The sequence below is a fragment of the Streptomyces sp. NBC_01515 genome, assembly GCF_045040345.1.
Lineage (GTDB): Bacteria > Actinomycetota > Actinomycetes > Streptomycetales > Streptomycetaceae > Streptomyces.
Genome location: NZ_CP109416.1, coordinates 6371497 through 6391501 on the forward strand (window position 1 = coordinate 6371497; position 20005 = coordinate 6391501).

The window sequence follows — 20005 nt, forward strand, 5'->3', positions numbered from 1 at the left end:
CTTTTTGCTCCGTGCCGCCGGGCGGCATCGGTCTGTCGGGTTCGGTGTGGTGGCCATGCGGTGGCCGAGCGTGCAGCGGTTGTGCGGATGGGTCCCGATCTGCCGTGCGGTCGCAAGCGCGCTTGGGGCCGCAGGGTTGTGGCGTCCGGACAGTCTCACGATCAACGCGCTCCGCCTGGGGCGCGATCGACGACCCGCCTGAGCCGCCCACCAACCGGCCGACGAAGGGACACCAGCCGTGGCTCAGCGGACAACCGACGACCAGCCCAACGTCCTACCGCCCGCCCTCGAACCCATGACCCTGCTGGTCGCCGCCGTCATTGTCCACGACAAAGCCACCAGCCGCGTCGTCCTCCTCCAGCGCAGCCAGAACGCCAGGTTCGCCCAGGGCATGTGGGACCTCCCCGTCGGCAAGAAGGAACCCGGCGAGCCCATCACCGAAACCGCAGTTCGCGAGTTGTACGAAGAGACCGGCCTGACCGTGAAGCCGGAATCCCTGAAGGTCGCCCACTTCATCCACAGCGCCTGGGGCGTTGAAGCTCCCAACGGCTTCCTCACCGTCGTCCTCTCCGCCCACGAGTGGACCGGCGAACCCGAAAACCGCGAACCCCGCAAGCACGCGCAGGTTCGTTGAGTCGATACCGACGCCATCCCCGAGGCATTCGTGGACACAATTGCCAGTGCCCTCCACTGCTATCTCGACAGCGGGCCTCAGGTGTCACTTGATGGATGGGAGTAGCGAGGCGCGCGTACCGACGAACCAGCGTGCGGGACGTTCCGGCCCCTGGCAGCGCCCGAGGGCTCGCCGCAGTCGCTCGTTCGGCGAGCGGGTGAGAAGCCGCGCTGGATCTACGTGCTCCAGTGGTCAAGGCTTTTGCGGCTACCTGACCGCAGCACTGCCCTGCCGATCGGTTCGTCGAGCAGTGCTGTCCGTCAGGCGACGGGCAGCGGGTTTTGGTGGGAGCGCTCAGTACCGTCGCGGGTTGATTCCCGGACCGCGGCGAAGCCGTATGCCGTCAGGTCGTCGGCCTCGTACTGGCGCAGTTCGGGGATGAGCGGTGCGCCGGTGGCGGCCTGGGTGAGGGCTTCGGCCAGGCTGTGGCGTCACGGAGAGCGGTGTTGGCACCGGCGCCACCGGCCGGGTTCATAACGTACTCGTGCCGCAACACATGGGGACGTGACCCTGTTGAATTCGACCTTGCGGACAGCCGCGTACCTCCCCGCGCCCGGGCGGACCTGGTTGCGGCTGGCGACTCCGCTTTTCTGGAACGTTGCACTGTGAGTGAGTCAATAACTGTGTTTGTGAGGTGAGAGTTTGCCGGACCATGCAGCGAGAGTTTTTGTCGCAATGGGAGGAGTGGAATTAGTTAACCGGCGCGGGCCGTGGTGGCGTGCTACTGTTGATCTCAGTTGCAGTTTTGGTTCCCGAAACTTCAAGTGCTCCCACTCGGCTTCGGCCGGGGAGAGCGCTTTTGTATTTTCCGGTCGTTTTCCGGGCGGGGTAATCATTGCGGCGACACGGTGTCCGCACAGTGTGGATTCCGATGTACTGCCCCGAAGGAGATATGACATGGCTGCTGGTACCGTGAAGTGGTTCAACGCGGAAAAGGGCTTCGGCTTCATCGAGCAGGACGGTGGCGGCGCTGACGTGTTCGCCCACTACTCGAACATTGCCGCCCAGGGTTTCCGCGAGCTGCTGGAAGGCCAGAAGGTGACCTTCGACATCGCGCAGGGCCAGAAGGGCCCGACGGCCGAGAACATCGTTCCGGCCTGACGCTGACGAGCACTTTGTAGCTGGGGCCCGCATCCCTCGGGGTGCGGGCCCCAGCTACACGCGTTTTCCCGCAACGGTTTCACCTGCGGGACGGCTCGGAGAAATCCCCAGCCTCACCACGTGCGGCTCATCCTTCAGAGATGCAGGCGCAACCTGAAGAGCCGCACCGCAGTCGACGCCCGGATTGTGCGTCCCTGCCACGTCACCCATTTCAGCACCTGTGCCCGCGTGGATTTCCGTCGGCCGGATCTGCTTTCTTTTGCATTTTGCCTATTTGTCATCGGTCCATACTTGTGGTTCTCCGTGCTGCTCAACGCCGCGGGAATTCCTTGATATGTGCCACATCGAGGAAGGTTCCGCATGAACCGTACACGTACGAACGACCGCTTTGCCCGCACCCGTAATGGCAGTGCCGACGCCGGGAAGGGTGGCAGCCGCTACGGCTCATCGGCACCGCGCCGTTCCGGCGGGCCTGTCCGTTCCGGCGGTTACGGCCGCCGGCCCGCCGCGGTGCAGGGTGAGTTCGCGCTCCCCGAGACGATCACCCCCGCGCTGCCTGCTGTTGAAGGCTTCGCCGATCTCGACATGCCCGAGCAACTGCTTGCCGAACTCGGCAGGCAGGGTGTGAGCGCACCGTTCCCGATCCAGGGCGCGACGCTGCCGAACACTCTGGCGGGCCGTGACGTCCTGGGCCGCGGGCGCACCGGTTCCGGCAAGACCCTCGCCTTCGGCCTCGCCCTGCTCGCCCGCACGGCCGGACAGCGTGCCGAGCCCCGCCAGCCGCTGGGACTGATCCTCGTACCGACGCGCGAGCTGGCACAGCAGGTGACCGACGCACTCACTCCGTACGCCCGCTCCGTCAGGCTGCGGCTCGCCACCGTGGTGGGCGGGATGTCGATCGGCAAGCAGGCCGGCGCGCTGCGAGGCGGGGCCGAGGTCGTCGTCGCGACCCCGGGTCGACTCAAGGACCTCATCGACCGCGGCGACTGCCGTCTGAACCAGGTGGGCATCACGGTGCTGGACGAGGCCGACCAGATGGCCGACATGGGCTTCATGCCGCAGGTCACCGCACTGCTCGACCAGGTGCGCCCGGAGGGGCAGCGGATGCTGTTCTCCGCCACCTTGGACCGTAACGTCGACCTGCTGGTGCGCCGCTATCTGACCGACCCCGTCGTGCATTCGGTCGACCCGTCGGCCGGTGCGGTCACGACGATGGAGCACCACGTCCTGCACGTCCACGGCGCCGACAAGCACGCCGCCACGACCGAGATCGCCGCCCGCGAGGGCCGGGTGATCATGTTCCTGGACACCAAGCACGCCGTCGACCGGCTGACCCAGGACCTCCTCAACAGCGGGGTCCGGGCCGCCGCGCTGCACGGCGGCAAGTCGCAGCCGCAGCGCACCCGCACACTCGCCCAGTTCAAGACGGGGCACGTCAGCGTGCTGGTGGCGACCAATGTGGCGGCGCGAGGCATTCACGTCGACAACCTCGACCTGGTCGTCAACGTCGACCCGCCGACCGACCACAAGGACTACCTCCACCGCGGTGGCCGTACCGCCCGCGCCGGGGAGTCCGGCAGCGTCGTCACCCTCGTGACACCCGGCCAGCGACGCGGCATGGTCCGTCTCATGTCGGACGCCGGGATCCGGCCGCAGATCACCGAGGTCCGCTCCGGCGAGGCTGAACTGAACCGCATCACCGGTGCCCAGGCTCCGTCCGGCATCCCGGTCGTCATCACCGCACCGGTGGCCGAACGCCCCAAGCGCAGCGCCTCCTCCAGGGGCCGGCGCCGCCCCTCGTCGGGTGCCCGGCGCGGGCCCGTACGCCAGTCCGTCGTCGGTGCGGCGGCCTAGAACCTTCGTGATCAGGTAGCTGGCCCATCTCTGCAGGAGGCATCTTTTGACGCTGGTTCAGACGCAGCCCCGCCCGGCGAACGCCGGCCCTGTGCACAGGACGCCGACTGAGGTCATGGAGGCGGCCGGACCGCAGGTCTGGGACGACATGAGCGTCGAGGTGGCGCTGTCCGTCATGACCGCCGCCCGCACGGGCCGGCTGGTCGTCTGTGACCAGGACGGCCAGTGCACCGGTCTGGTCACCCGGACCGAACTCACCGCCGTGCGCGACAACTCCGCCTACACGGACCGCGTCCGCCTGCGCGACATCCTCGGCGACCACCGGTCGTTCACGTCACCCGTGATGACGATGGCCGAAGCCGAGCACGCGATGCGCTCCCGTCGGCGGCTCGGTGCCCTGCCGGGCGCCGACGGGCAAGGCGGCGCGCTGGGCGTCCTCGCCCTCTCCCGCTGATCAGCCTCACCCCGGTCGGACCGTTCACCCCTTCTCCCTGTGAGGCCCCATGCGCTGCGTCATCGCCCGTTTCCCCTTCGAGCTCACCAAGAGCGGTGTGCTGGAATCGATGAAGGGCATCAAGCCCGAGCAGGTCATGGGTGAGTCCGTGATCATCGGCCGCCGTCACTACCCCGTCAAGCAGGTCGGCCAGGTCATCACCCGCCAGGACCGCCGCGACTTCAGCGCCGACGAAGTCCGCCGGGCGATGACCAAGCTCGGCTTCACCTGCCGCGCCCTCCCCAAGGCCGTACCCGTAGGCATCCTCGGCTCGCTTCGGCAGGCTTCCGCGATGCTCGGCACTCCCATGTCCGTCTGACCGACGCGACAGGCACGCGCCGATACCTGAACAGCAACGGGCCCGGCCGACGCAAGTCGGCCGGGCCCACTGCGTGCGACGGGTTCCCGTCGCCGTGGTTCCTCAGCGGCCGGAATATCAGTGGTCGGAATAGCTGAAGTCGCCCACGGTCCAGGCGCTGACGTCGTCGATCGCAACCCGGTACATCCCGCCCGTCTCCGGGATCCCCACCGTGCCCTGAAGAATTCGGGCGACGTGGAAGTGCAGATGAGTGGGTGGCCCGTCCTCCTTCGCGGGGGTGTCGAACACGGCGGAGAACTCTCCCAGGCGGGCGGAATCCGTCAGAACCTCCGACACCCTCCGCCTCCACACGGCTTCGGGAGCCAGCCGGCCGGTGATGACAGCGCCGCCGGTGACCACGGTCAGGGACATCTGGGTGCTCTGCCCGGACTCCACCACGGTGGCGACGTCAACGAGCAGCTCGTCACGCTTCGACATGGGGCAGATTGTATTTGCCGACCATCCGGGTGCTTAAGCGGTGGCGTTACCGGGCGAGGAGGGCGCTCACGATCTTGCCGCCGGCCGCCTGGCGGGTGACCGCGGTGGTACGTGCGAGGCACTTGACCATGGGCCAGCCGAAGCCTCCGGTGCCGTCGTTCAGGTCGGGGGTGCGCATGCGCGGCGCCTGCGGACTGTGGTCGTGCACGGTCACCTCGATGCTGTCCGGGTGCGCGGTCAGGTCCAGGGTGCAGGTGCCGCCACCGTGGCGCAGGGCGTTGGTGACGAGTTCCGAGACGACCAGGACCACGGTGTCGGCATCCTCGGCTGCGATCGGAAGTCGGAGACCTCCGAGAAAATCCCGGGCGCTTTCGCGTGCGCCGGCGACGGAGGTCGCGGAGCGGACGGCTGAGACGTTGACGCTCATTGTGTTCATCAGGTCTCCCCGGTCTCTGGATCGTCGATGTCCGGTTCTGCCTGCCGTGTCTCGTTCCCCCGCCTGTGGCCCGTTAACCAGGCGGTGACAGTCCTTCCTCCTGCGCCTGCCGCTGTTCGAGGGCGATTGCCTCGCTGTCGAACGCGCGGAAATCTGTGTTTGTTGGAGTAGACATTGGAGCGGGGTCGTGGTTATGGTTCTCTCGTAGCCCAGAGAAACAGCAGGGCCTGGCAGACACGAACTGCCGGGCGGCAGTACATGCAAGTGCAGTATCCGCAGGTGCAGTTCGCAGGACGGTGCGGTGGTGGAGTTCCGAAGCCAGGGCGGTTGCAGGACGGCGACGGGACTGACGACCGGACCGGGTGGCCCGCAGTGATCAGGGGCCGCCGTGAGCAGGACCGCAGTGGCAGTACCTGTCCATGCGGTTCGCAGGACCCAGCAGTGAAGTAAGTGAGCAGCACCTCGGTGAAGGCGTCGGCTGCGGACGCGCGCACCGGGAGGTTCGGCAGTGGGGTTCCAAGCCAGGGCAGACGCAGGACGGGCGACGGGGCTGGCTGCCGAAGAGCGGCGCTGTCACAGGCCGCTGAGCAGTTCGCATCACCAGCAGTACGCAGTACCGGCAGTGCGCAGTACCCCACTTGTAAGCAGTTGATCCCAGAGGGAAGAACGGAGGAGCCGAGCGCCATCAGGATCGCCCGGGCCGACATCTTGAACCCGGGTACCGCAGGACATCGATAGTGAGGTGGTCTCCGGTCAAGCAACCGCGATCCCAGCACCCGCGACAGTGTTCAGGTCCGGGCTGCGGAAACAGAAGGCCGGCGCAGTACGAGGGTCGGCAGATGGTGTAGCAGTTCCTTCGGGGCCCTGGTGCGATGAGCACCAGGGCCCCTCCAGGCGTTCCACAGAGAGGTGCAGATGACAGCAGACGACTCGTTCAGCCGTATCGACGACGACGACTACCCCGCCTACACGATGGGCCGGGCCGCGGAGCTGCTCGGTACCACGCAGGGCTTCCTCCGCGCCATCGGCGAGGCGCGCCTGATCACCCCGCTCCGCTCCGAGGGCGGTCACCGCCGCTACTCCCGCTACCAGCTGCGCATCGCCGCCCGCGCCCGGGAACTCGTCGACCACGGCACTTCGGTCGAGGCTGCCTGCCGCATCATCATCCTTGAGGACCAGCTCGAAGAAGCCCAGCGCATCAACGCCGAATACCGCCGCACCACAGAAGCGGCGGAAGCGGCGAACCCGACGACCACCGCCTGAGACAGGGGCCCGCCGGCATCGGCGGGCACCCCAGTACACCCGGTCCTGGTGTGCGGCGTGATCGCTTTCCCTGGTGACGCGGTGTGTGGGCGTGTAGCGTCTGCGTCAGCTGTCGTGGTTCGGAGTTCCCCCAAGCCCATGCTCCTGGTGTGGGCTTTTTGCTGTGCTGTGCCGCAGGGACCAGGGCGATCACCTCCGCCTTCCCCATGGAGGGGAGGCGTTCATCGACTGGGAGGCATGAGACATGGCTACAGGAACTGTGAAGTGGTTCAACGCGGAGAAGGGCTTCGGCTTCATCGCCCAGGACGGCGGCGGCCCGGATGTCTTCGCGCACTACTCGGCGATCAACTCCTCGGGCTTCCGCGAGCTCCAGGAGGGCCAGGCCGTGACGTTCGACGTCACCCAGGGCCAGAAGGGCCCCCAGGCCGAAAACATCAGCCCGGCCTGACCCTCGCAGCCCTGACCTCGCAGCCCTGCCCGAGGGATCGCGCACGCCGCGTCCGTGACTGCCGCCGACTGCGCGCGCCGTGCTGCTCACCCGGTCACGGGGACCGGCTCTCGTGCCGGGCGTCGACAGGATCTGTGGTGTAGCCGATCAGGGCCGCGCAGCAATGGCCGCGCGGCCCTGATCGGTTGTTGAAGTGAATCCCGGGCCGGCGTGGCCTCGGCCGCGCGTTTCCTGTGCGGCTGTCGTACGGCTTGGAGACGGAGACGTTCAGACGTTCGTCCAGACGTCGAGGAAGGCTCTGCGGCCGGGCGGGATCGCCAGACCTGCGGTCTGCGTGTAGGACGCGCCAGGCGGTGAGTTCGAGATCTCGGAACCACAGCTCTCCGATGGCCTCTGTCTTGAGGTCGGGAAAATCGTCGGACTCGACGAGGGCTTGACCGATCACCTCGCCCGCTGCGCGGCGCTGGGGCGGGGTCATCTGATCGAGGGCCGAGAGGACCTGTCGGGCCAGGGCGGTTCCCTCTCCGGTCAACGAACGCAGCACCAGGGCCTTGATGTTGGCGGGCAGCAGGTACGCGGTACCCGAGGACCTCCACAGCTCCGCCCAGAATGTTCTCCTGCCTTGATGCGAGCAGGCAGCGCGGCCAACAGCCCCAGGAGATGACCGGTGGCGGCATAGCCGTCGGAGTGGGCAGCTACGACGACTGCGATGCCGGCGACGCGCTCCACATCGAGATGGCCCACTTCGAGATGCGCAGCCAGGCCCAACCGATGCCCCAACTGGCTTGCGAGGGGGGCGGATACGCGGGGACGGACCTCAGGAAGCATCGACGATCCTTGCGCGTAGGCGGGCGGAATGCCCGTTCGGAAGTCCTGATCGTTCCCGTGGCCGGCCGGTCTACTCGGCTTCGGCAGGCCCGATTGACGGCAGTATCAACGAGGGCCGGAGTTGAAACGGTTGCGGACCACCATGCCGACGACGTGGACGTCGGGTTCGCGACCGACCTCCCGGAATGGCGTCCGGGTGCCGTCTTCTAGCATGACCCCATGATCACCGGTGACGCCCAGGAGTCCGAGAGGGGACGAGGAGCCGTGTCCCGCGACGCCGCTGAAGCCGAATACATTCACGGCGCCTCACGGAGTGCGGAGAGTCGGGAAGACCGGCCGCCCGTCGGACCAGAAGACGATGAAGCAGAAAAAGAAGTTCATCCGGTTGCCGCTCTGGTCAAGCGGGCGGCCGACCTGGCCGAACCGATCAAGCCGAGGCTGCGTGGCTGGCTCCATGCCGCGATGGTCCCCGCCTCACTGATCGCAGGCATCGTTCTCGTCTGTCTGGCTCGCACCCCGCAGGCGGCCCTGGCCTGCGCCGTGTACTCGGTCACCGCCTGGCTGCTGTTCGCAACGAGCGCGATCTACCACCGTGGCACTTGGGGGCGGCTCGGCGAGGCTCTCCTGCGACGCCTCGACCACGCCAACATCTTCCTCATCATCGCCGGCACCTGCACACCCCTGGCGGTGCTTCTCCTCCCGCCGGACCAGCGGTCCGTACTGCTGTCGATCGTGTGGGCGGGCGCATTGGCCGGTATCGCGTTCCGGGTTTTTTGGGTCGGAGCTCCGCGCTGGCTGTACACCCCGTGTTACCTCGCCCTGGGGTGGGCACCGGTGCGTTACCTGCCCGACTTCCTGCACACCGGGGGAGGGGCCGTACTCATCCTGATCGTGGCCGGCGGGCTCCTCTACAGCGCCGGCGCGGTGGTCTACGCTCTCCAGCGCCCCAACCCCTCACCCCGCTGGTTCGGCTTCCACGAGGTGTTCCACGCCCTGACCGTGGCGGCCTTCACCGCGCACTACATCGCCATCTCCCTGGCCGCCTACTGACCGCGACGCGTTCTTGGCCGCGGCGGCTCGTCACACGCGTCGCCGTGCTGGTCCGCGACGGGCCGGGCGGTCGCCGAGGCATCGCGCCGCGCGTGAAAGTCGTCCGCCGTCCGGCCTACAAGTTGGCTGCTCTGAAGGTGTGACGCTCCGTGGACAGGTAAGGAGGGAGGAGAACGTGACGCCAGCGGTCTTCAGCTGACCTGCGACAGAGGGGCTGCCGTGTTCGAGGCGCAAGACATCAGGGAATGGCGAGGCCATGACGTGGTCGACCAGGAGCAGCACAAGATTGGCGTCCTGGAGGCGGTCTACGTGGACACGGCCACAGACCAGCCCGCGTTCGCGACGGTCATGGTCGGCCTGCCGACCCGGCACCGGCTGGTGTTCGTCCCCCTGGGCGATGCGACGGTCGGTCCCGGCTATCTGAAGGTCGCCTACGACAAGAAGCAGGTCAAGGAAGCGCCCTCGATCGGCACGGACGGCGAACTGCTCGCGGAGGACGAGAAGACGGTTTTCGCGCACTACGAGCTCGCCTACAGAATGGGTGAGGGCGGCGAACGTCGCCTCGCCCGCCGCTGATGCCCCCACCAATGCGCCCCACGATGAGGTGACACCGATGGCTCTCTTTCTCCTACTGGTCCTTGTGGCCATCGTGCTCGGCATCATCGGTGTGGTGGCGAAGGGTCTTTTCTACCTGTTGGTCATCGGTGTGGTGGTTCTGGTCGCCGACTTCGTCCTCCTTGGCCTGCGCCTGGGCCGCCGTCGCAGGCGTCTCCCCCGCTGACGCGGTCAGCCGGGCAGGTGCCCCGGGCCGCCCCCGCCTGGGGACCGGACGCAGGAGGATGCCGGAGCAGGCGTCGCGTCATCGCGCAGAATTCATCCGCCTTGTCCGTGATGGTGCGGAGGCGTCGGTGAGGTCGGCGCCGGTGTTGGCGTCCCGCTCCGAGTGGTCGACGCCGTGCCAGTCCAGGCACATGACGGTCGCGTCGTCCTGTAGGTGGCCGTGGTTGGCGTCGACGATCGCCCCGATGAGAGTGCGGGCGGCCTCACGGGGGTGCAGCGCGCTGGTGCGCACGATCAGGTCCGACAGATCGAGGCTGTTGGCGTTGCGCTCCAGCATGCCGTCGGTCAGCATCACCAGCCGGTCGCCCGGCTGTAGGTCCAGCGACTGGACCCGGTAGGTGTGAGGGTCGTGGAAGCCGAACGGCATGTCGATCTTCGGAGTGATCTCCTGCACTTCGCCGTTCCGCATGCGCAGCGGCCAGGGGTGGCCGGCGTTGATGAACTCGGTTGTGCCGTCGATCAGGCTGATGCGGAGAAGCTGGCCGGTGACGTAGCTCTGACGGCCGTGCTCACGCATGGCCTGGTCGGCCTGGCGGGCCTGTTCGGCGAGGTCGGCACCGGACCGCCGGGCCCGGCGCAGGGCGCCCACCAGGAGGGTGGCCAGCAGCGCGGCGTCGACATCGTGGCCCATGGCGTCGGTGACGGAGAGCTGGACGATGTCCCGGTCGATGACGTAGTCGAAGGTGTCACCCCCGACGTGGTCGGCCGGCTCCAGCGCCCCGGCCACGGCGAACTGCGCGGCCTCGCACGCCAGCGAAGCCGGGAGCAGCCGATGCTGGATCTCCGCGGCCAGGCTCAGCGGAGTGGTACGGCGGCCCCACTGGTACACGTCGGTGAAGGACCGGTTCGCGATGACGATGTACGCCAGGGCGTGTGCGGTCTCGCCGACCTCCCGCATGGTCTCCGCGTCCGGTGCCGTGGGCAGGAACAGTTCGAGGAGCCCGATGGCGTCCCCGCGGTTGGTCACCGGGGCGACGATCCGCACCAGTGCGCCCTCGCCCTTGTCCTCCACGCTCGGCCGCTGGGTGCGGATCACGTCGTCGTAGAGGGTGCCCCGCAGGGTGATGCGCCGGGCGGGTTCATCGGTATCGACGCTGCCTGCCGCACCCAGCCGTACCACCGAGCCGCCGGTGAAGTCGGTGATGAGGAACGACACCGACGCGGCCCCGAGGTGCTCCTTGAGCATCCGCGCGACCACGTCGAGCGACTCCACGGGTGCCGCTGTCTCCGCTGCGGCCAGTGTCCCCGCCAGGGTCATCACCCTGTCCTGGCCACCCCGGTTCACGGGAGTGGGAACGGTCGGCTCACCGGGCCCTTCATGCTCGCGTACGGGCACGGTGACTCCTCGCTGCTCGCTGGTGCTCAGGGCTCCCGCCCGGGTACGCGAGGGGCCGGCGCCGAGCCCGCTGTCAGGGAGGAGCTAGTGCACCACAGAGTGCCTGAACGGATGCGCCTTATCGGCCGACCACCCGTCGAGCGGTCAAGCCACCGGTCACGTTCGCGGGACTGATGTATTGACGCCCACTCGGTGATCTCGTCTGAGGCTGTGCGGTGAGTTCGGCGGGCAGGCCGGTCTAGTCGAGGCCGGCGGCCACGTACCCATGAGCGAGATCTGCGGACGCGGTTGGAGCTGTCCTGCTGGTGGCCCGTATACGCAAGGGCACCGCATTGCCCAAGTGCCCGGAGCTCCCGAACTCGCCCGCCGCGCACGCGAAGCACTGCCCTAAGCTGCCCACCAACCAGCCGGCGAAGGGACACCAGCCGTGGCTCAGCGGACAACCGACGACCAGCCCGAAGCCCTGCCGCCCGCCCTCGAATCCATGACCCTGCTGGTCGCCGCCGTCATCGTCCACGACAAGGCCACCAACCGCGTCGTGCTTCTCCAGCGGAGCCAGAACGCCAAGTTCGCCCAGGGCATGTGGGATCTTCCCGTCGGTAAGAGCGAGTCGGGCGAGCCCATCACGGAGACCGCGGTACGGGAGCTGTGCGAGGAGACCGGCCTGACAGTGAAGCCGGAGTCCCTGAAGGTCGCCCACATCATCCACAGCGCTTTCGGCGTCGAAGCCCCCAACGGTTTCCTCACCGTCGTCTTCGCCGCCAGCGAATGGACCGGAGAACCGGAGAACCGGGAACCGCGCAAGCACGCGCAGGTCTGCTGGGTCGACGCGGACGCCATCCCCGAGGAGTTCGTGGACACCACCGCCGGCGCCCTGCACCGCTACCTCGCCGGAGGTCCGCAAGTCTCCCTCGACGGCTGGCAATAGAAACACCGAAGCTTCGCCCAGGAGCGGTATGGCGCCGTGAGAACGGTTGGGACCGCTGTCGTGCGACCGGCCCCGCGGACTCGGCTGTCCTGCCTGTCCCTACGTGATCGGTACGGTGGTGTCGGGACGACGAGAGGGGCGGCGCTGCCGTGGGTGAGGAAGCGGAGATCAGGACGGCGAAGGAGGCCGCGGATCACGAGCTCATCTTGGCGTTCGGGCGTCTGCAGGGGGCGGCGAACCGGCTGGAGTACATCCTCGGCCGGGCGCTGGAGGTGGAGTGCGGGATCAGCCATCTGGTGTTCGAGGTGCTGCTGATCCTCGGGCGTGCGGGTGAGCCGGGGCTTTCGATGCGTGCCATCGCCCAGGAGCAGGTGCTGACCACGGGCGGTGCCACCCGGCTGGTGGATCGTATGCAGGCGGCGGGTTTCGTGACGCGCGCGGATTCCCCCGACGACCGGCGCGGAAAGCTGGTGCGGCTGACGCCGTTGGGGGAGGAGACGGTCGTACGCGCGTCCCGGGTCCACCTGGAGAACATCAAGCGGTACCTCGTGGACCCGCTGCCCACGGCGGACTGGAAGCGGTTCGCGGAGGATCTTCGCATCCTCAGCCACACGGCGCGGGACCTGCTGCCCCGCCTGCCCTGACCTGCGGACCAGCGGCCACGCTGGTGTAATGACGTGGTCAGCCACGCCTATGTGCCCCACCTCACACGAACCTTGAAATATCTGACGCGTCAGTTACTGTTCTGTCAGGTGAATCGCTCGCACCCCGCGGGCGCACATCTCTGCCGAGGTCTTCGATGAAGCTCGTCTACGTCTTCGACGCCTACTGCGGCTGGTCCCACGGGTTCTCCGGAACGCTGAGCGAGGTCGCCGCCCGTCACCCCGAACTGCCGGTCGAGGTCGTCTCCGGCGGCCTGTTCACCGGATCGCGGCAGGTGCCCGTCCGCCAGTTCGGCTACGTCCAGGGCGCGAACGCCAAGATCGCCGAGCTGACCGGCGCCGAGTTCGGCGCGGCCTACGAGCAGTTGATCGCCGACGGCTCGTTCGTGATGGACTCCGAGGCCGCCGCCCGCGGCGTCGCGGCCCTGCGCCAGGTCGCCCCCGACCGCGCGGCGGAGCTGGCCGCGGCCCTGCAGGCCGCCTTCTACGTCGACGGACTCAGCCTGTCCGATGTGGCTACCTATCGGAAGGTCGCGGAGGAGGCCGGGCTGGACGCCGACGCCGTCGTCGCCGCCTTCGAAGCACCCGACGCACAGATCGCGGCCCGCGCCGACTTCCGCCGCGCGGTCCAGCTCGGCGTTACCGGGTTCCCCACCCTGCTCGCCGTCGACGGCGACTCCGTCACCCCGCTGGCCTACGGCCAAGCCACCGCCGACGAGGTCGACGCACGCTTCGCCACCCACTGACCTTCCCCTGCCCCCACCCCACCCATTCCTCGCGTAAAGGAGCCCCCGCATGAGCACCCTCTCCTTCAAGGTCCTCGACCTCGACTTCCCGGCCGGTAGCAAGAACAAGACCGCCACCCTCGTCACCGGCGAGAACGACGCCCTGCTGGTCGACGCCGGCTTCACCCGCGCCGACGGCCACCGCCTCGCCGCCGAGATCCTCGACTCCGGCAAGAAGCTGACCACCGTCTTCGTCAGCCACGCGGACCCCGACTTCTACTTCGGTGCCGAGGTGATCGCCGACGCCTTCCCCGACGCGGCCTTCGTCGCCACCCCGCTCGTCATCGAGCACATCCAGCACTCCTACGAAGGCAAGCTCAAGGCGTGGGCCGCGCTCGGCCCGAACCTGCCCACCCGCCTGGTCGACCTGACCGCGCTGACCGGTGACCTCACCCTGGAGGGCCACCGTTTCGAGCTCAAGGGAGGCCCGGCCGCGCTGCCCGACCGGCACTACCTGTGGCAGGCCGAGCAGCGTGCCCTCCTCGGCGGTGTGCTGCTGTTCCAGCGGGAGCATGTCTGGGTCGCCGACACCCCCACCCCGGGCGACCGTGCCGCGTGGATCGGCCTGCTGGACGAAATGGCCGCCCTCCAGCCGGAGTTGGTCGTCCCTGGTCATCGTCTGCCCGGTACGGCGGCGGACGCGTCCGCCATCACCGCCACCCGTGAGTACCTCGTCGCCTTCGAGGAGGAGCTCGCTACGGCGGCCGACGGTGCGGCCCTGACCGAGGCGCTGGTCAAGCGCTACCCCGACAACGGCATGCTGATCGCCGCCCAGATCGGTGCGAAGGTCGCCAAGGGTGAAATGAAGTGGGGCTGACCATGGCCGAGTTCGCGACCTCCACCGCCCCCGCCGATGTCGTACGGCGCCAGTACCTCGCCTCCGCGGCAGGTGACCTGGAGGCCCTTCGGGCCACCCTCGCCCCCGACGTGGAGTGGACGGAGATGGCGGGCTTCCCCCTCGCCGGCACGTACCGCACCCCCGACGGCGTCACCGCCGGCGTGATGGAGAAGCTCGGCCAGGACTGGGACGGCTGGACCGCCCACGACGACACCTACGTCGTCGACGGGGAGAACGTCGTCGTCCTCGCCCGCTACACCGCGACCAACAAGGCGACCGGGAAGCCGATCGACGTCCGCGTCGCCCACCACTTCGTCGTACGCGCAGGACGCATCGTCCGCTTCGAGCAGTTCGTCGACACGGCGCTCGTCCGCGACGCCATGACCGTCTGACGCACGACCCGGCACCCGGCACCCAGCACCCAGGTGGCAGGAGAGCTCGTGTCCGCTGCCGACAACAAGGCGCTCGTCATCGCGTTCTACGGGCGGGCGTTCAACGACCATCAGCCGGAGCAGGCCGCCGCCGCGCATCTCGGCGACCGGCGGGGACGCGGTAGACCGTGGCACCGAGGGGTGCTGACCCTTGTTCACGCCCTGGCGGTCGCCGTGTTCGTGTGCGTGGGCGGCATGCAAGTGATCGGTACACATCGAAGCGAGCCGAGGTGGCCACCTCGGCTCGCGCGTCCGCGAATACTTGGCTAGCCACACGATCGCTGCTACGGTAATCATGTGGCTAGCCACACTTTCTCTTGAACTTCCCCCGCACACCTGAGGAGACCCCATGGGTGTGCCATCGGAGGGGGCCGAACTGCCTTGGAGGAGCGACCCCATGTCCCACGAGAACTCTCAAGTGAAGCCTCCGGTCAATCAACGCGTGCTGACCCTCGGCATCACCCCTGACGCGCTTTCGCCGGACGATTTCCCGCCGGGGGTTACGACGCTCGAAGAGCTGGTCGCCATGAGGAAGCGCAACTGGGCTGCGCTCCGGGCCACAGGCATCGACGGCGAGGAGGGCTATGTCAGCCTGGACCCCGACGAGGCCGAGGCCGAGCTGCGCCGGTTGTTCGACGGGCGCTCGTTCGGGGTGGTGCTCATCGGCGGCGGCATCAAGAACGTCCCGGAGTACACCGTCCTGTTCGAACGGATCGTCAACGTGCTCATCGACCTCCAGCCCGCCATCCGGTTGAGCTTCAGCTCGCATCCGACGAACGTGCCCGAGGCGCTGCAACGCTGGCTCAAGAAGTCCTGACAAAGGCGTCTCACGGAGCTGGGCGTTGGACGTGCCGTTGGGTGGGCGACCGGCTGGCTGTCCTCACACTGAGCGGCCCCAGTCGTAAGCTCCCGGAGTCGGCAAGCTCGTCACCACCGTCAGTACCTACCCGCTCGACCGGCAGGCCGGCGACGCCGGGCACGTGCGGGGCAAGCGCGTCCTGACCGTCGGCTGAGCACGTCCGCCCACGGCCGTCCCCAGGCGGCGGAGCGGCCGGCTACGCCGACTACCCCACCCACACTGGCTGAGGAACCGAACCATGCCCACCCCCGAACCCCGCATCCCCACGACGGCCGGCACAGGACCGATGAGCTACGCGATCTTCCAGCTCGCCCGCGCACACCGCGCCTCCGCCGCCGCCATGCTCCGCGAGATGGACCTGCATCTCGGACAGGAACTGCTGCTGATGCAGCTCCTCGACCGGGACGGCCAGACCCAGTCCGAGCTGCTCGACAGCGTCGGCCTGGACCACTCCACCGTCTCCAAGTCCCTGCGCCGCATGCAGGACGCCGGCCTGCTCATCCGTGAGCCGGCCGCACATGACCGGCGCGTCCTGGTCGTCCACCTCACCGACAAGGGCCGGGCGATGCGCGAGCCCCTGGCCGCCATGTGGCGGGCCCTGGAGGAGACCTCCGCACGGGACCTCTCGGCGCAGCAGGCGGAGTCCTTCGTCCGCACCGCCTACGCCATCGCCGACGCGCTCAACAGCCGCACGCTGCCGCGGGAGGAGTCCGAGTAACTCCCCTTGGCTTGCACGCCGGTTCGGGCCCGGAGCGCACATCGCTTCCGGCGTTCCTGCGAAGCGGACCGTGCCGCAGCGCATTCAGCCGCACGAAGGCCCGTGCTGGACGGAGCCAGGCTCCCCGACTGCCGGAAAAAGCCCGGTGAGCCGAGCCGGCGGATGTGGCGCGACCCCCGCTCACCCCGGTACGTCAGGGAGAACGGGCTGAGCGGGGCCTCAGCGTCAGGGGCAAGCGCGAGCTGTCCCGGTGCGGGCAGGCGGAACTCGTCCGTGGGAGACGGCAACACCCCTCCCATGGGGATGTCGAGCCCTTTCCCGTCGCCGGCCAGGCCGCATATCGAGACGACCGCATCACCCGCGTCCCGTTCACCGTCGGCCTCCGCAAGCTCCTGCGGGCCGGCGATGACCCACACCGCGGATCCGCCCCACAAGCCACCACTGACCTGCTGGAGAGCGAGACACCCATGACCACCACCCTGCCCGTCCTCGTCGTCGGCGCGACCGGCTCTCTCGGGGGCAAGGTCGTCGACGAACTGCTCAAGCGCGGCAAGAACGTCCGCGCCCTGGTCCGGCCGACCACCGACGCGAGCAGACTCGAAAGCCGGGGTGTCGAGATCGCCCGCGGCGACATGCTCGACCTCGGCTCGCTCGTGGCCGCCATGAACGGCGCCGACGCCGTCATCACCACCGCCGCCGGCTACACCCGCGGCGGCAAGAACGCCAACGACATCGACACCGTCGGCAACGCCAACCTCGCCGAGGCCGCCCACCGCACCGGCATCCGGCGGTTCGTCCTGACCAGCATCCTCACCAGCGACCAGACACCCCAAGTCCCGCACTTCTGGCACAAGAAGCTCGCCGAGGACAAGCTCGAACAACTCGGCGTCCCGTTCGTCGCCCTGCGCCCGGGGGCGTTCCTCGACCAGGTCGCGACCATGGCGGGCAACCCGCTCGACAAGGGCCGCCTGATCTGGATGTCCAAGGCCACCGTCCCGCTGACCTTCGTCCGCACCTCCGATCTCGCGGCCTACCTGGCGGCCGCCGTCGACGCCCAGGCCGCCGACGGTGAGCGCATCGACATCGGCTGGGACCGTCCGGTCAGCATGCGAGAGGTGGCCGACGCGATGGGCCACCGGGCCGGAAGGAAGATCAAGGTGTGGGCCGTCCCCTCCGTCGTCGTCCGCGCCGCAGGAGCCGTCGTCGGCCGCTTCAACCCGGTGGTCAAGGACATGGCCGCGATGTTCGGCTGGTTCGACACGGGACGCTACGTCGCCGACTCCCGCCGCCAGGAGCAGCTGTTCGGCCCCGTCCCCACGGCCGAGGACGTCCTCGCCCGGTTCACCGACGAGCTGCGCACCGCACAGCACCGGTGACAGGCCCGCGTCCCGTCCCTCGCCGGGCGGCGAGGAAGGAAACACTCATGAACGGATCGACCCTGCAGACGTTCGCCGCCGAGTGCGCGCAGGACCTGCCCGCAGCCCGGCTGGAGCATCCCTTCGGCCCGGACTGGGAGGTCTTCAAGATGCGCGGCAAGGTGTTCATGCTGATGACCGAGGTCGGAGTTGCCTGTTCATGTGGGTGACGGCCAGGGCCTTCTCACCTGCGCCGTGAGACGGCGTCACGTGTGTCAGGAAGGGCCCGCCTTCCCGGTTTCCAGCACCGTGGTGGCGAACCGTTCGACCAGCGTGGCGATGCGGGCCGCGGCCGGGATGTTCAGGTGCACTCCGTCCGGGGTGGTGGTGAAGCCGTGGCGGCGGGTGATGGTTTCCCAGGGGCGTCGTAGGAGGAAGCGCTGGGCCAGGGTCGCGGCCATCAGCTTCTTGGTTCCGTCCCACGGTGTCGGGGGTTCGTCCGTGATCAGATCGGCGATGCGGTCGTGCACGGGCAGGACCGGCAGTTCGGCCTGTGTGGCGACGGTCTGGACGATCGCGTTGAACGGGGCCAGGTGGTCGTGCCAGCGCCCCTTGGCCGTGCCGCCCAGCGGTGGCAGGGACATGAGGGCGACCGCGGCGGTCGTCTCGGTCCGCAGCCGGTGGACGATCTGCCGGAGGTTCTCCTCGTACCACTGGACGGTGGGCCGCTGCGGGAGGTGCTGTGCCTTCATGTACCCGTCGGACCAGGCGGGGGAGATCTGTGCCAGTGCGTCGTTGGTGCCGATGAGGACGGTCACCGCCGAGGGGCGGCAGGCGATGATGTCGTCGAGGCGCGAGAGCAGGTTCCAGGCGAGGTCGCCGGCGAACCCGGCGTTGACGGTGTCCATCGTGGGAGCCAGGGTGTCGGCGACCCGGGTCACCCAGTTGGGGGTCATGGAGCCGTGGGTGATGCTGTCGCCCGCGCAGACGAGTACCGGTCGTCCGCTCGGGTCGGCGGCGTAGCGGCGGGGGCCGATCGGCTTGGGGAATCCCCTGTCGCGTGCGGTCCTGCGGGGGTGCCGCGAGTCTGCGGGGGCGTTGTTCGTCATCGGGTCCTCTGTCCGGTTGTGGGTGCTTGTGTCCATGATCGGCCGGGCGCCCTTCATCCACGGTGACCGACCGTCATGCGCGGTGCCCGACCGCCTGCCAGGCAACTCGTACGTCTACGCCCCGACGATCGCCGACTCCTGGCACACCGGCACGGACCTGGCCACGCCTTCGGCGTGACACCGGGCCGAGCGCCCCGAGCCACGGGACCGCTGTCCGCGGCCACGACCATGGGCCGGCGCTGTGCCGCTGTACCCGACCCGTGCCGCCGTGCCGCTGTGCCCGACCCGTGCCGCCGTCCCCGCGCAGAGCTGCCGCCCCCGCGCCGAACCGCCGCCCCTGACCCGAGCCGCCGTGCCCGCGCCGTGCCACCGCCCCCGACCTGGCCCGCCGCCCCGACCCGACCCGCCGCCCCCCCCACCCGACCCGAGGCGATCGCCCCCGGTCGGGGATCGGGGACGCCGTGCGGCGACACGGCCGGCGGTTCCGTCCGGGGTTCCTCAGGCTCCCGCTCGGGCTCCCGCTCAGGCTCCGGACGCCGTACGAACTCGACCGTCCGCATCGGTACCGGTACCGGTACCGGCCGGAGGTGCCGGGAGTACGAGGTCGAGTGTGTTCAGGCGGTGCAGCAAGCCGTCGATGGCCGCTGCGCGTGCGGCGTGGTCGCCGCCGGCCTCTTGCCATGCGTCGGCGGCGACCTGCAGTACCGCGTAGGCGATGTGCGCGGTCATGACGACCTGGAGGTCGTCGGCGGGCCGGTGCGTGCGCTCGGCGATCGCCGCCTTGAGGTCGCCCGCGTAGCGCGCGCCCAGATCCCAGAGCATGGCCCGGGGTACCGGCGAGTTGTCGATGACGCGGCGCAGCGCGGCGTCGCGCTCGTCCTCGCCGGCGACGCCCTGGGCGCACTTGCGGACGGCGGCGCCGAGAGCGACGTCCACGGGCTCCTCGGCCGGTCGCTCACGCAGCGCGCCGCCAAGATCCATCGCTTCCTCAAGACGCGCCAGGATCAGCAGATCCTTGCTCGGAAAGTAGCGATAGAGCGTCGTGGTGCCGACCTCGGCCTTCGCGGCGATCTGTTCCATCGTCGTCTCGTCGTATCCCTGGTCGAGGAACAGGTCGAGCGCCGTGTCGATGATCTGCGCTCGCGTCCGAGCGGCCTTGAGTTCACGCAATCCCATGACAACAGCATAGCGGGTTCCACCCC

25 protein-coding genes and 2 pseudogenes are annotated in these 20005 nt (G+C 68.8%); 20 read left to right on the forward strand and 7 right to left on the reverse strand.

Annotation, left to right across the window (positions count from 1 at the left end; all coding sequences use genetic code 11):
• Positions 1 to 295: 295 nt before the first annotated feature.
• From OG407_RS28750 to OG407_RS28770, 5 genes and pseudogenes are all read left to right on the forward strand, one after another.
• Positions 296 to 739 (forward strand): annotated as a pseudogene (locus OG407_RS28750) (NUDIX domain-containing protein).
• Between the two features lie 831 nt (positions 740 to 1570).
• On the forward strand, positions 1571 to 1774 hold the full coding sequence (locus tag OG407_RS28755; protein WP_023586116.1) for a cold-shock protein: 204 nt from the start codon (positions 1571 to 1573) through the stop codon (positions 1772 to 1774).
• 360 nt (positions 1775 to 2134) lie between these two features.
• Positions 2135 to 3628, forward strand: coding sequence for a DEAD/DEAH box helicase (locus OG407_RS28760; RefSeq protein WP_405862399.1), 1494 nt, complete (start codon positions 2135 to 2137; stop codon positions 3626 to 3628).
• A gap of 46 nt (positions 3629 to 3674) precedes the next feature.
• Entirely contained in the window at positions 3675 to 4082 is a 408-nt protein-coding gene (locus tag OG407_RS28765) for a CBS domain-containing protein (RefSeq protein ID WP_405862401.1), read from the forward strand.
• A 49-nt stretch (positions 4083 to 4131) separates the two neighbouring features.
• Positions 4132 to 4440, forward strand: a complete 309-nt coding sequence (locus OG407_RS28770) for an SCO5918 family protein (protein WP_369263695.1) — start codon at positions 4132 to 4134, stop codon at positions 4438 to 4440.
• A gap of 117 nt (positions 4441 to 4557) precedes the next feature.
• Here OG407_RS28770 and OG407_RS28775 read toward each other — a convergent pair whose 3' ends face one another.
• The gene (locus tag OG407_RS28775) at positions 4558 to 4917 is read right to left on the reverse strand and encodes a hypothetical protein (RefSeq protein WP_405862403.1); all 360 of its coding nucleotides are present in this window, start codon (positions 4915 to 4917) and stop codon (positions 4558 to 4560) included.
• Positions 4918 to 4963: 46 nt separating this feature from the next.
• Positions 4964 to 5353, reverse strand: a complete 390-nt coding sequence (locus OG407_RS28780; RefSeq protein WP_405862405.1) for an ATP-binding protein — start codon at positions 5351 to 5353, stop codon at positions 4964 to 4966.
• 915 nt (positions 5354 to 6268) lie between these two features.
• On the opposite strand from OG407_RS28780, the gene OG407_RS28785 reads away from it, so the two are divergent.
• Both OG407_RS28785 and OG407_RS28790 read left to right on the forward strand, forming a co-directional pair.
• Positions 6269 to 6616, forward strand: a complete 348-nt coding sequence (locus OG407_RS28785; RefSeq protein WP_405862407.1) for a MerR family transcriptional regulator — start codon at positions 6269 to 6271, stop codon at positions 6614 to 6616.
• Positions 6617 to 6860: 244 nt separating this feature from the next.
• Positions 6861 to 7064: a cold-shock protein gene (locus OG407_RS28790; protein WP_105974444.1), complete on the forward strand. Its 204-nt coding sequence runs from the start codon at positions 6861 to 6863 to the stop codon at positions 7062 to 7064.
• Positions 7065 to 7158: 94 nt separating this feature from the next.
• On the opposite strand, the gene OG407_RS28795 is transcribed toward OG407_RS28790, so the two are convergent.
• Together OG407_RS28795 and OG407_RS28800 are read right to left on the reverse strand one after the other, a co-directional pair.
• Positions 7159 to 7608 carry a hypothetical protein gene (locus tag OG407_RS28795; RefSeq protein WP_405862409.1) on the reverse strand — a complete coding sequence of 150 codons (450 nt, stop codon included), beginning with the start codon at positions 7606 to 7608 and terminating at the stop codon, positions 7159 to 7161.
• 590 nt (positions 7609 to 8198) lie between these two features.
• A complete protein-coding gene (locus tag OG407_RS28800; protein ID WP_405869000.1) occupies positions 8199 to 8348 on the reverse strand; it encodes a hypothetical protein in 150 nt (49 codons plus the stop codon).
• Here OG407_RS28800 and trhA point away from each other — a divergent pair.
• From trhA to OG407_RS28815, 3 genes are all read left to right on the forward strand, one after another.
• The gene (trhA, locus tag OG407_RS28805; RefSeq protein WP_405868655.1) at positions 8331 to 8942 is read left to right on the forward strand and encodes a PAQR family membrane homeostasis protein TrhA; all 612 of its coding nucleotides are present in this window, start codon (positions 8331 to 8333) and stop codon (positions 8940 to 8942) included. The genes OG407_RS28800 and trhA overlap by 18 nt on opposite strands.
• Positions 8943 to 9161: 219 nt before the next feature.
• Positions 9162 to 9518, forward strand: a complete 357-nt coding sequence (locus OG407_RS28810; RefSeq protein ID WP_405862411.1) for a PRC-barrel domain-containing protein — start codon at positions 9162 to 9164, stop codon at positions 9516 to 9518.
• A gap of 37 nt (positions 9519 to 9555) precedes the next feature.
• On the forward strand, positions 9556 to 9723 hold the full coding sequence (locus OG407_RS28815) for a hypothetical protein (RefSeq protein ID WP_307020556.1): 168 nt from the start codon (positions 9556 to 9558) through the stop codon (positions 9721 to 9723).
• Positions 9724 to 9801: 78 nt separating this feature from the next.
• On the opposite strand, the gene OG407_RS28820 is transcribed toward OG407_RS28815, so the two are convergent.
• Entirely contained in the window at positions 9802 to 11040 is a 1239-nt protein-coding gene (locus tag OG407_RS28820; protein WP_405868657.1) for a PP2C family protein-serine/threonine phosphatase, read from the reverse strand.
• 505 nt (positions 11041 to 11545) lie between these two features.
• Here OG407_RS28820 and OG407_RS28825 point away from each other — a divergent pair.
• From OG407_RS28825 to OG407_RS28870, 10 genes and pseudogenes are all read left to right on the forward strand, one after another.
• On the forward strand, positions 11546 to 12046 hold the full coding sequence (locus OG407_RS28825; protein ID WP_405862413.1) for an NUDIX domain-containing protein: 501 nt from the start codon (positions 11546 to 11548) through the stop codon (positions 12044 to 12046).
• 149 nt (positions 12047 to 12195) lie between these two features.
• Complete coding sequence (locus OG407_RS28830; protein ID WP_405862415.1) at positions 12196 to 12690, forward strand: MarR family winged helix-turn-helix transcriptional regulator; 495 nt, start codon at positions 12196 to 12198, stop codon at positions 12688 to 12690.
• A 155-nt stretch (positions 12691 to 12845) separates the two neighbouring features.
• Positions 12846 to 13454, forward strand: coding sequence for a DsbA family protein (locus OG407_RS28835; protein ID WP_405862417.1), 609 nt, complete (start codon positions 12846 to 12848; stop codon positions 13452 to 13454).
• Between the two features lie 49 nt (positions 13455 to 13503).
• Entirely contained in the window at positions 13504 to 14310 is an 807-nt protein-coding gene (locus OG407_RS28840) for an MBL fold metallo-hydrolase (RefSeq protein ID WP_405862419.1), read from the forward strand.
• Positions 14311 to 14312: 2 nt separating this feature from the next.
• The gene (locus OG407_RS28845) at positions 14313 to 14723 is read left to right on the forward strand and encodes a nuclear transport factor 2 family protein (RefSeq protein WP_403591966.1); all 411 of its coding nucleotides are present in this window, start codon (positions 14313 to 14315) and stop codon (positions 14721 to 14723) included.
• Positions 14724 to 14771: 48 nt separating this feature from the next.
• On the forward strand, positions 14772 to 15032 hold the full coding sequence (locus OG407_RS28850) for a hypothetical protein (RefSeq protein ID WP_405862421.1): 261 nt from the start codon (positions 14772 to 14774) through the stop codon (positions 15030 to 15032).
• A 127-nt stretch (positions 15033 to 15159) separates the two neighbouring features.
• Complete coding sequence (locus OG407_RS28855) at positions 15160 to 15579, forward strand: hypothetical protein (protein WP_405862422.1); 420 nt, start codon at positions 15160 to 15162, stop codon at positions 15577 to 15579.
• 280 nt (positions 15580 to 15859) lie between these two features.
• Positions 15860 to 16339, forward strand: a complete 480-nt coding sequence (locus OG407_RS28860; protein WP_405862424.1) for a MarR family winged helix-turn-helix transcriptional regulator — start codon at positions 15860 to 15862, stop codon at positions 16337 to 16339.
• Between the two features lie 467 nt (positions 16340 to 16806).
• Positions 16807 to 17715, forward strand: coding sequence for an SDR family oxidoreductase (locus OG407_RS28865; protein ID WP_405862426.1), 909 nt, complete (start codon positions 16807 to 16809; stop codon positions 17713 to 17715).
• A 47-nt stretch (positions 17716 to 17762) separates the two neighbouring features.
• A pseudogene (locus tag OG407_RS28870) lies at positions 17763 to 17900 on the forward strand (MmcQ/YjbR family DNA-binding protein); the annotation flags it as partial.
• Positions 17901 to 17969: 69 nt separating this feature from the next.
• Here the strand turns inward: OG407_RS28870 and OG407_RS28875 are convergent.
• Entirely contained in the window at positions 17970 to 18803 is an 834-nt protein-coding gene (locus OG407_RS28875) for an SGNH/GDSL hydrolase family protein (RefSeq protein ID WP_405862428.1), read from the reverse strand.
• A 522-nt stretch (positions 18804 to 19325) separates the two neighbouring features.
• Positions 19326 to 19979 carry a TetR/AcrR family transcriptional regulator gene (locus tag OG407_RS28880; RefSeq protein WP_405862430.1) on the reverse strand — a complete coding sequence of 218 codons (654 nt, stop codon included), beginning with the start codon at positions 19977 to 19979 and terminating at the stop codon, positions 19326 to 19328.
• Positions 19980 to 20005: the final 26 nt, after the last annotated feature.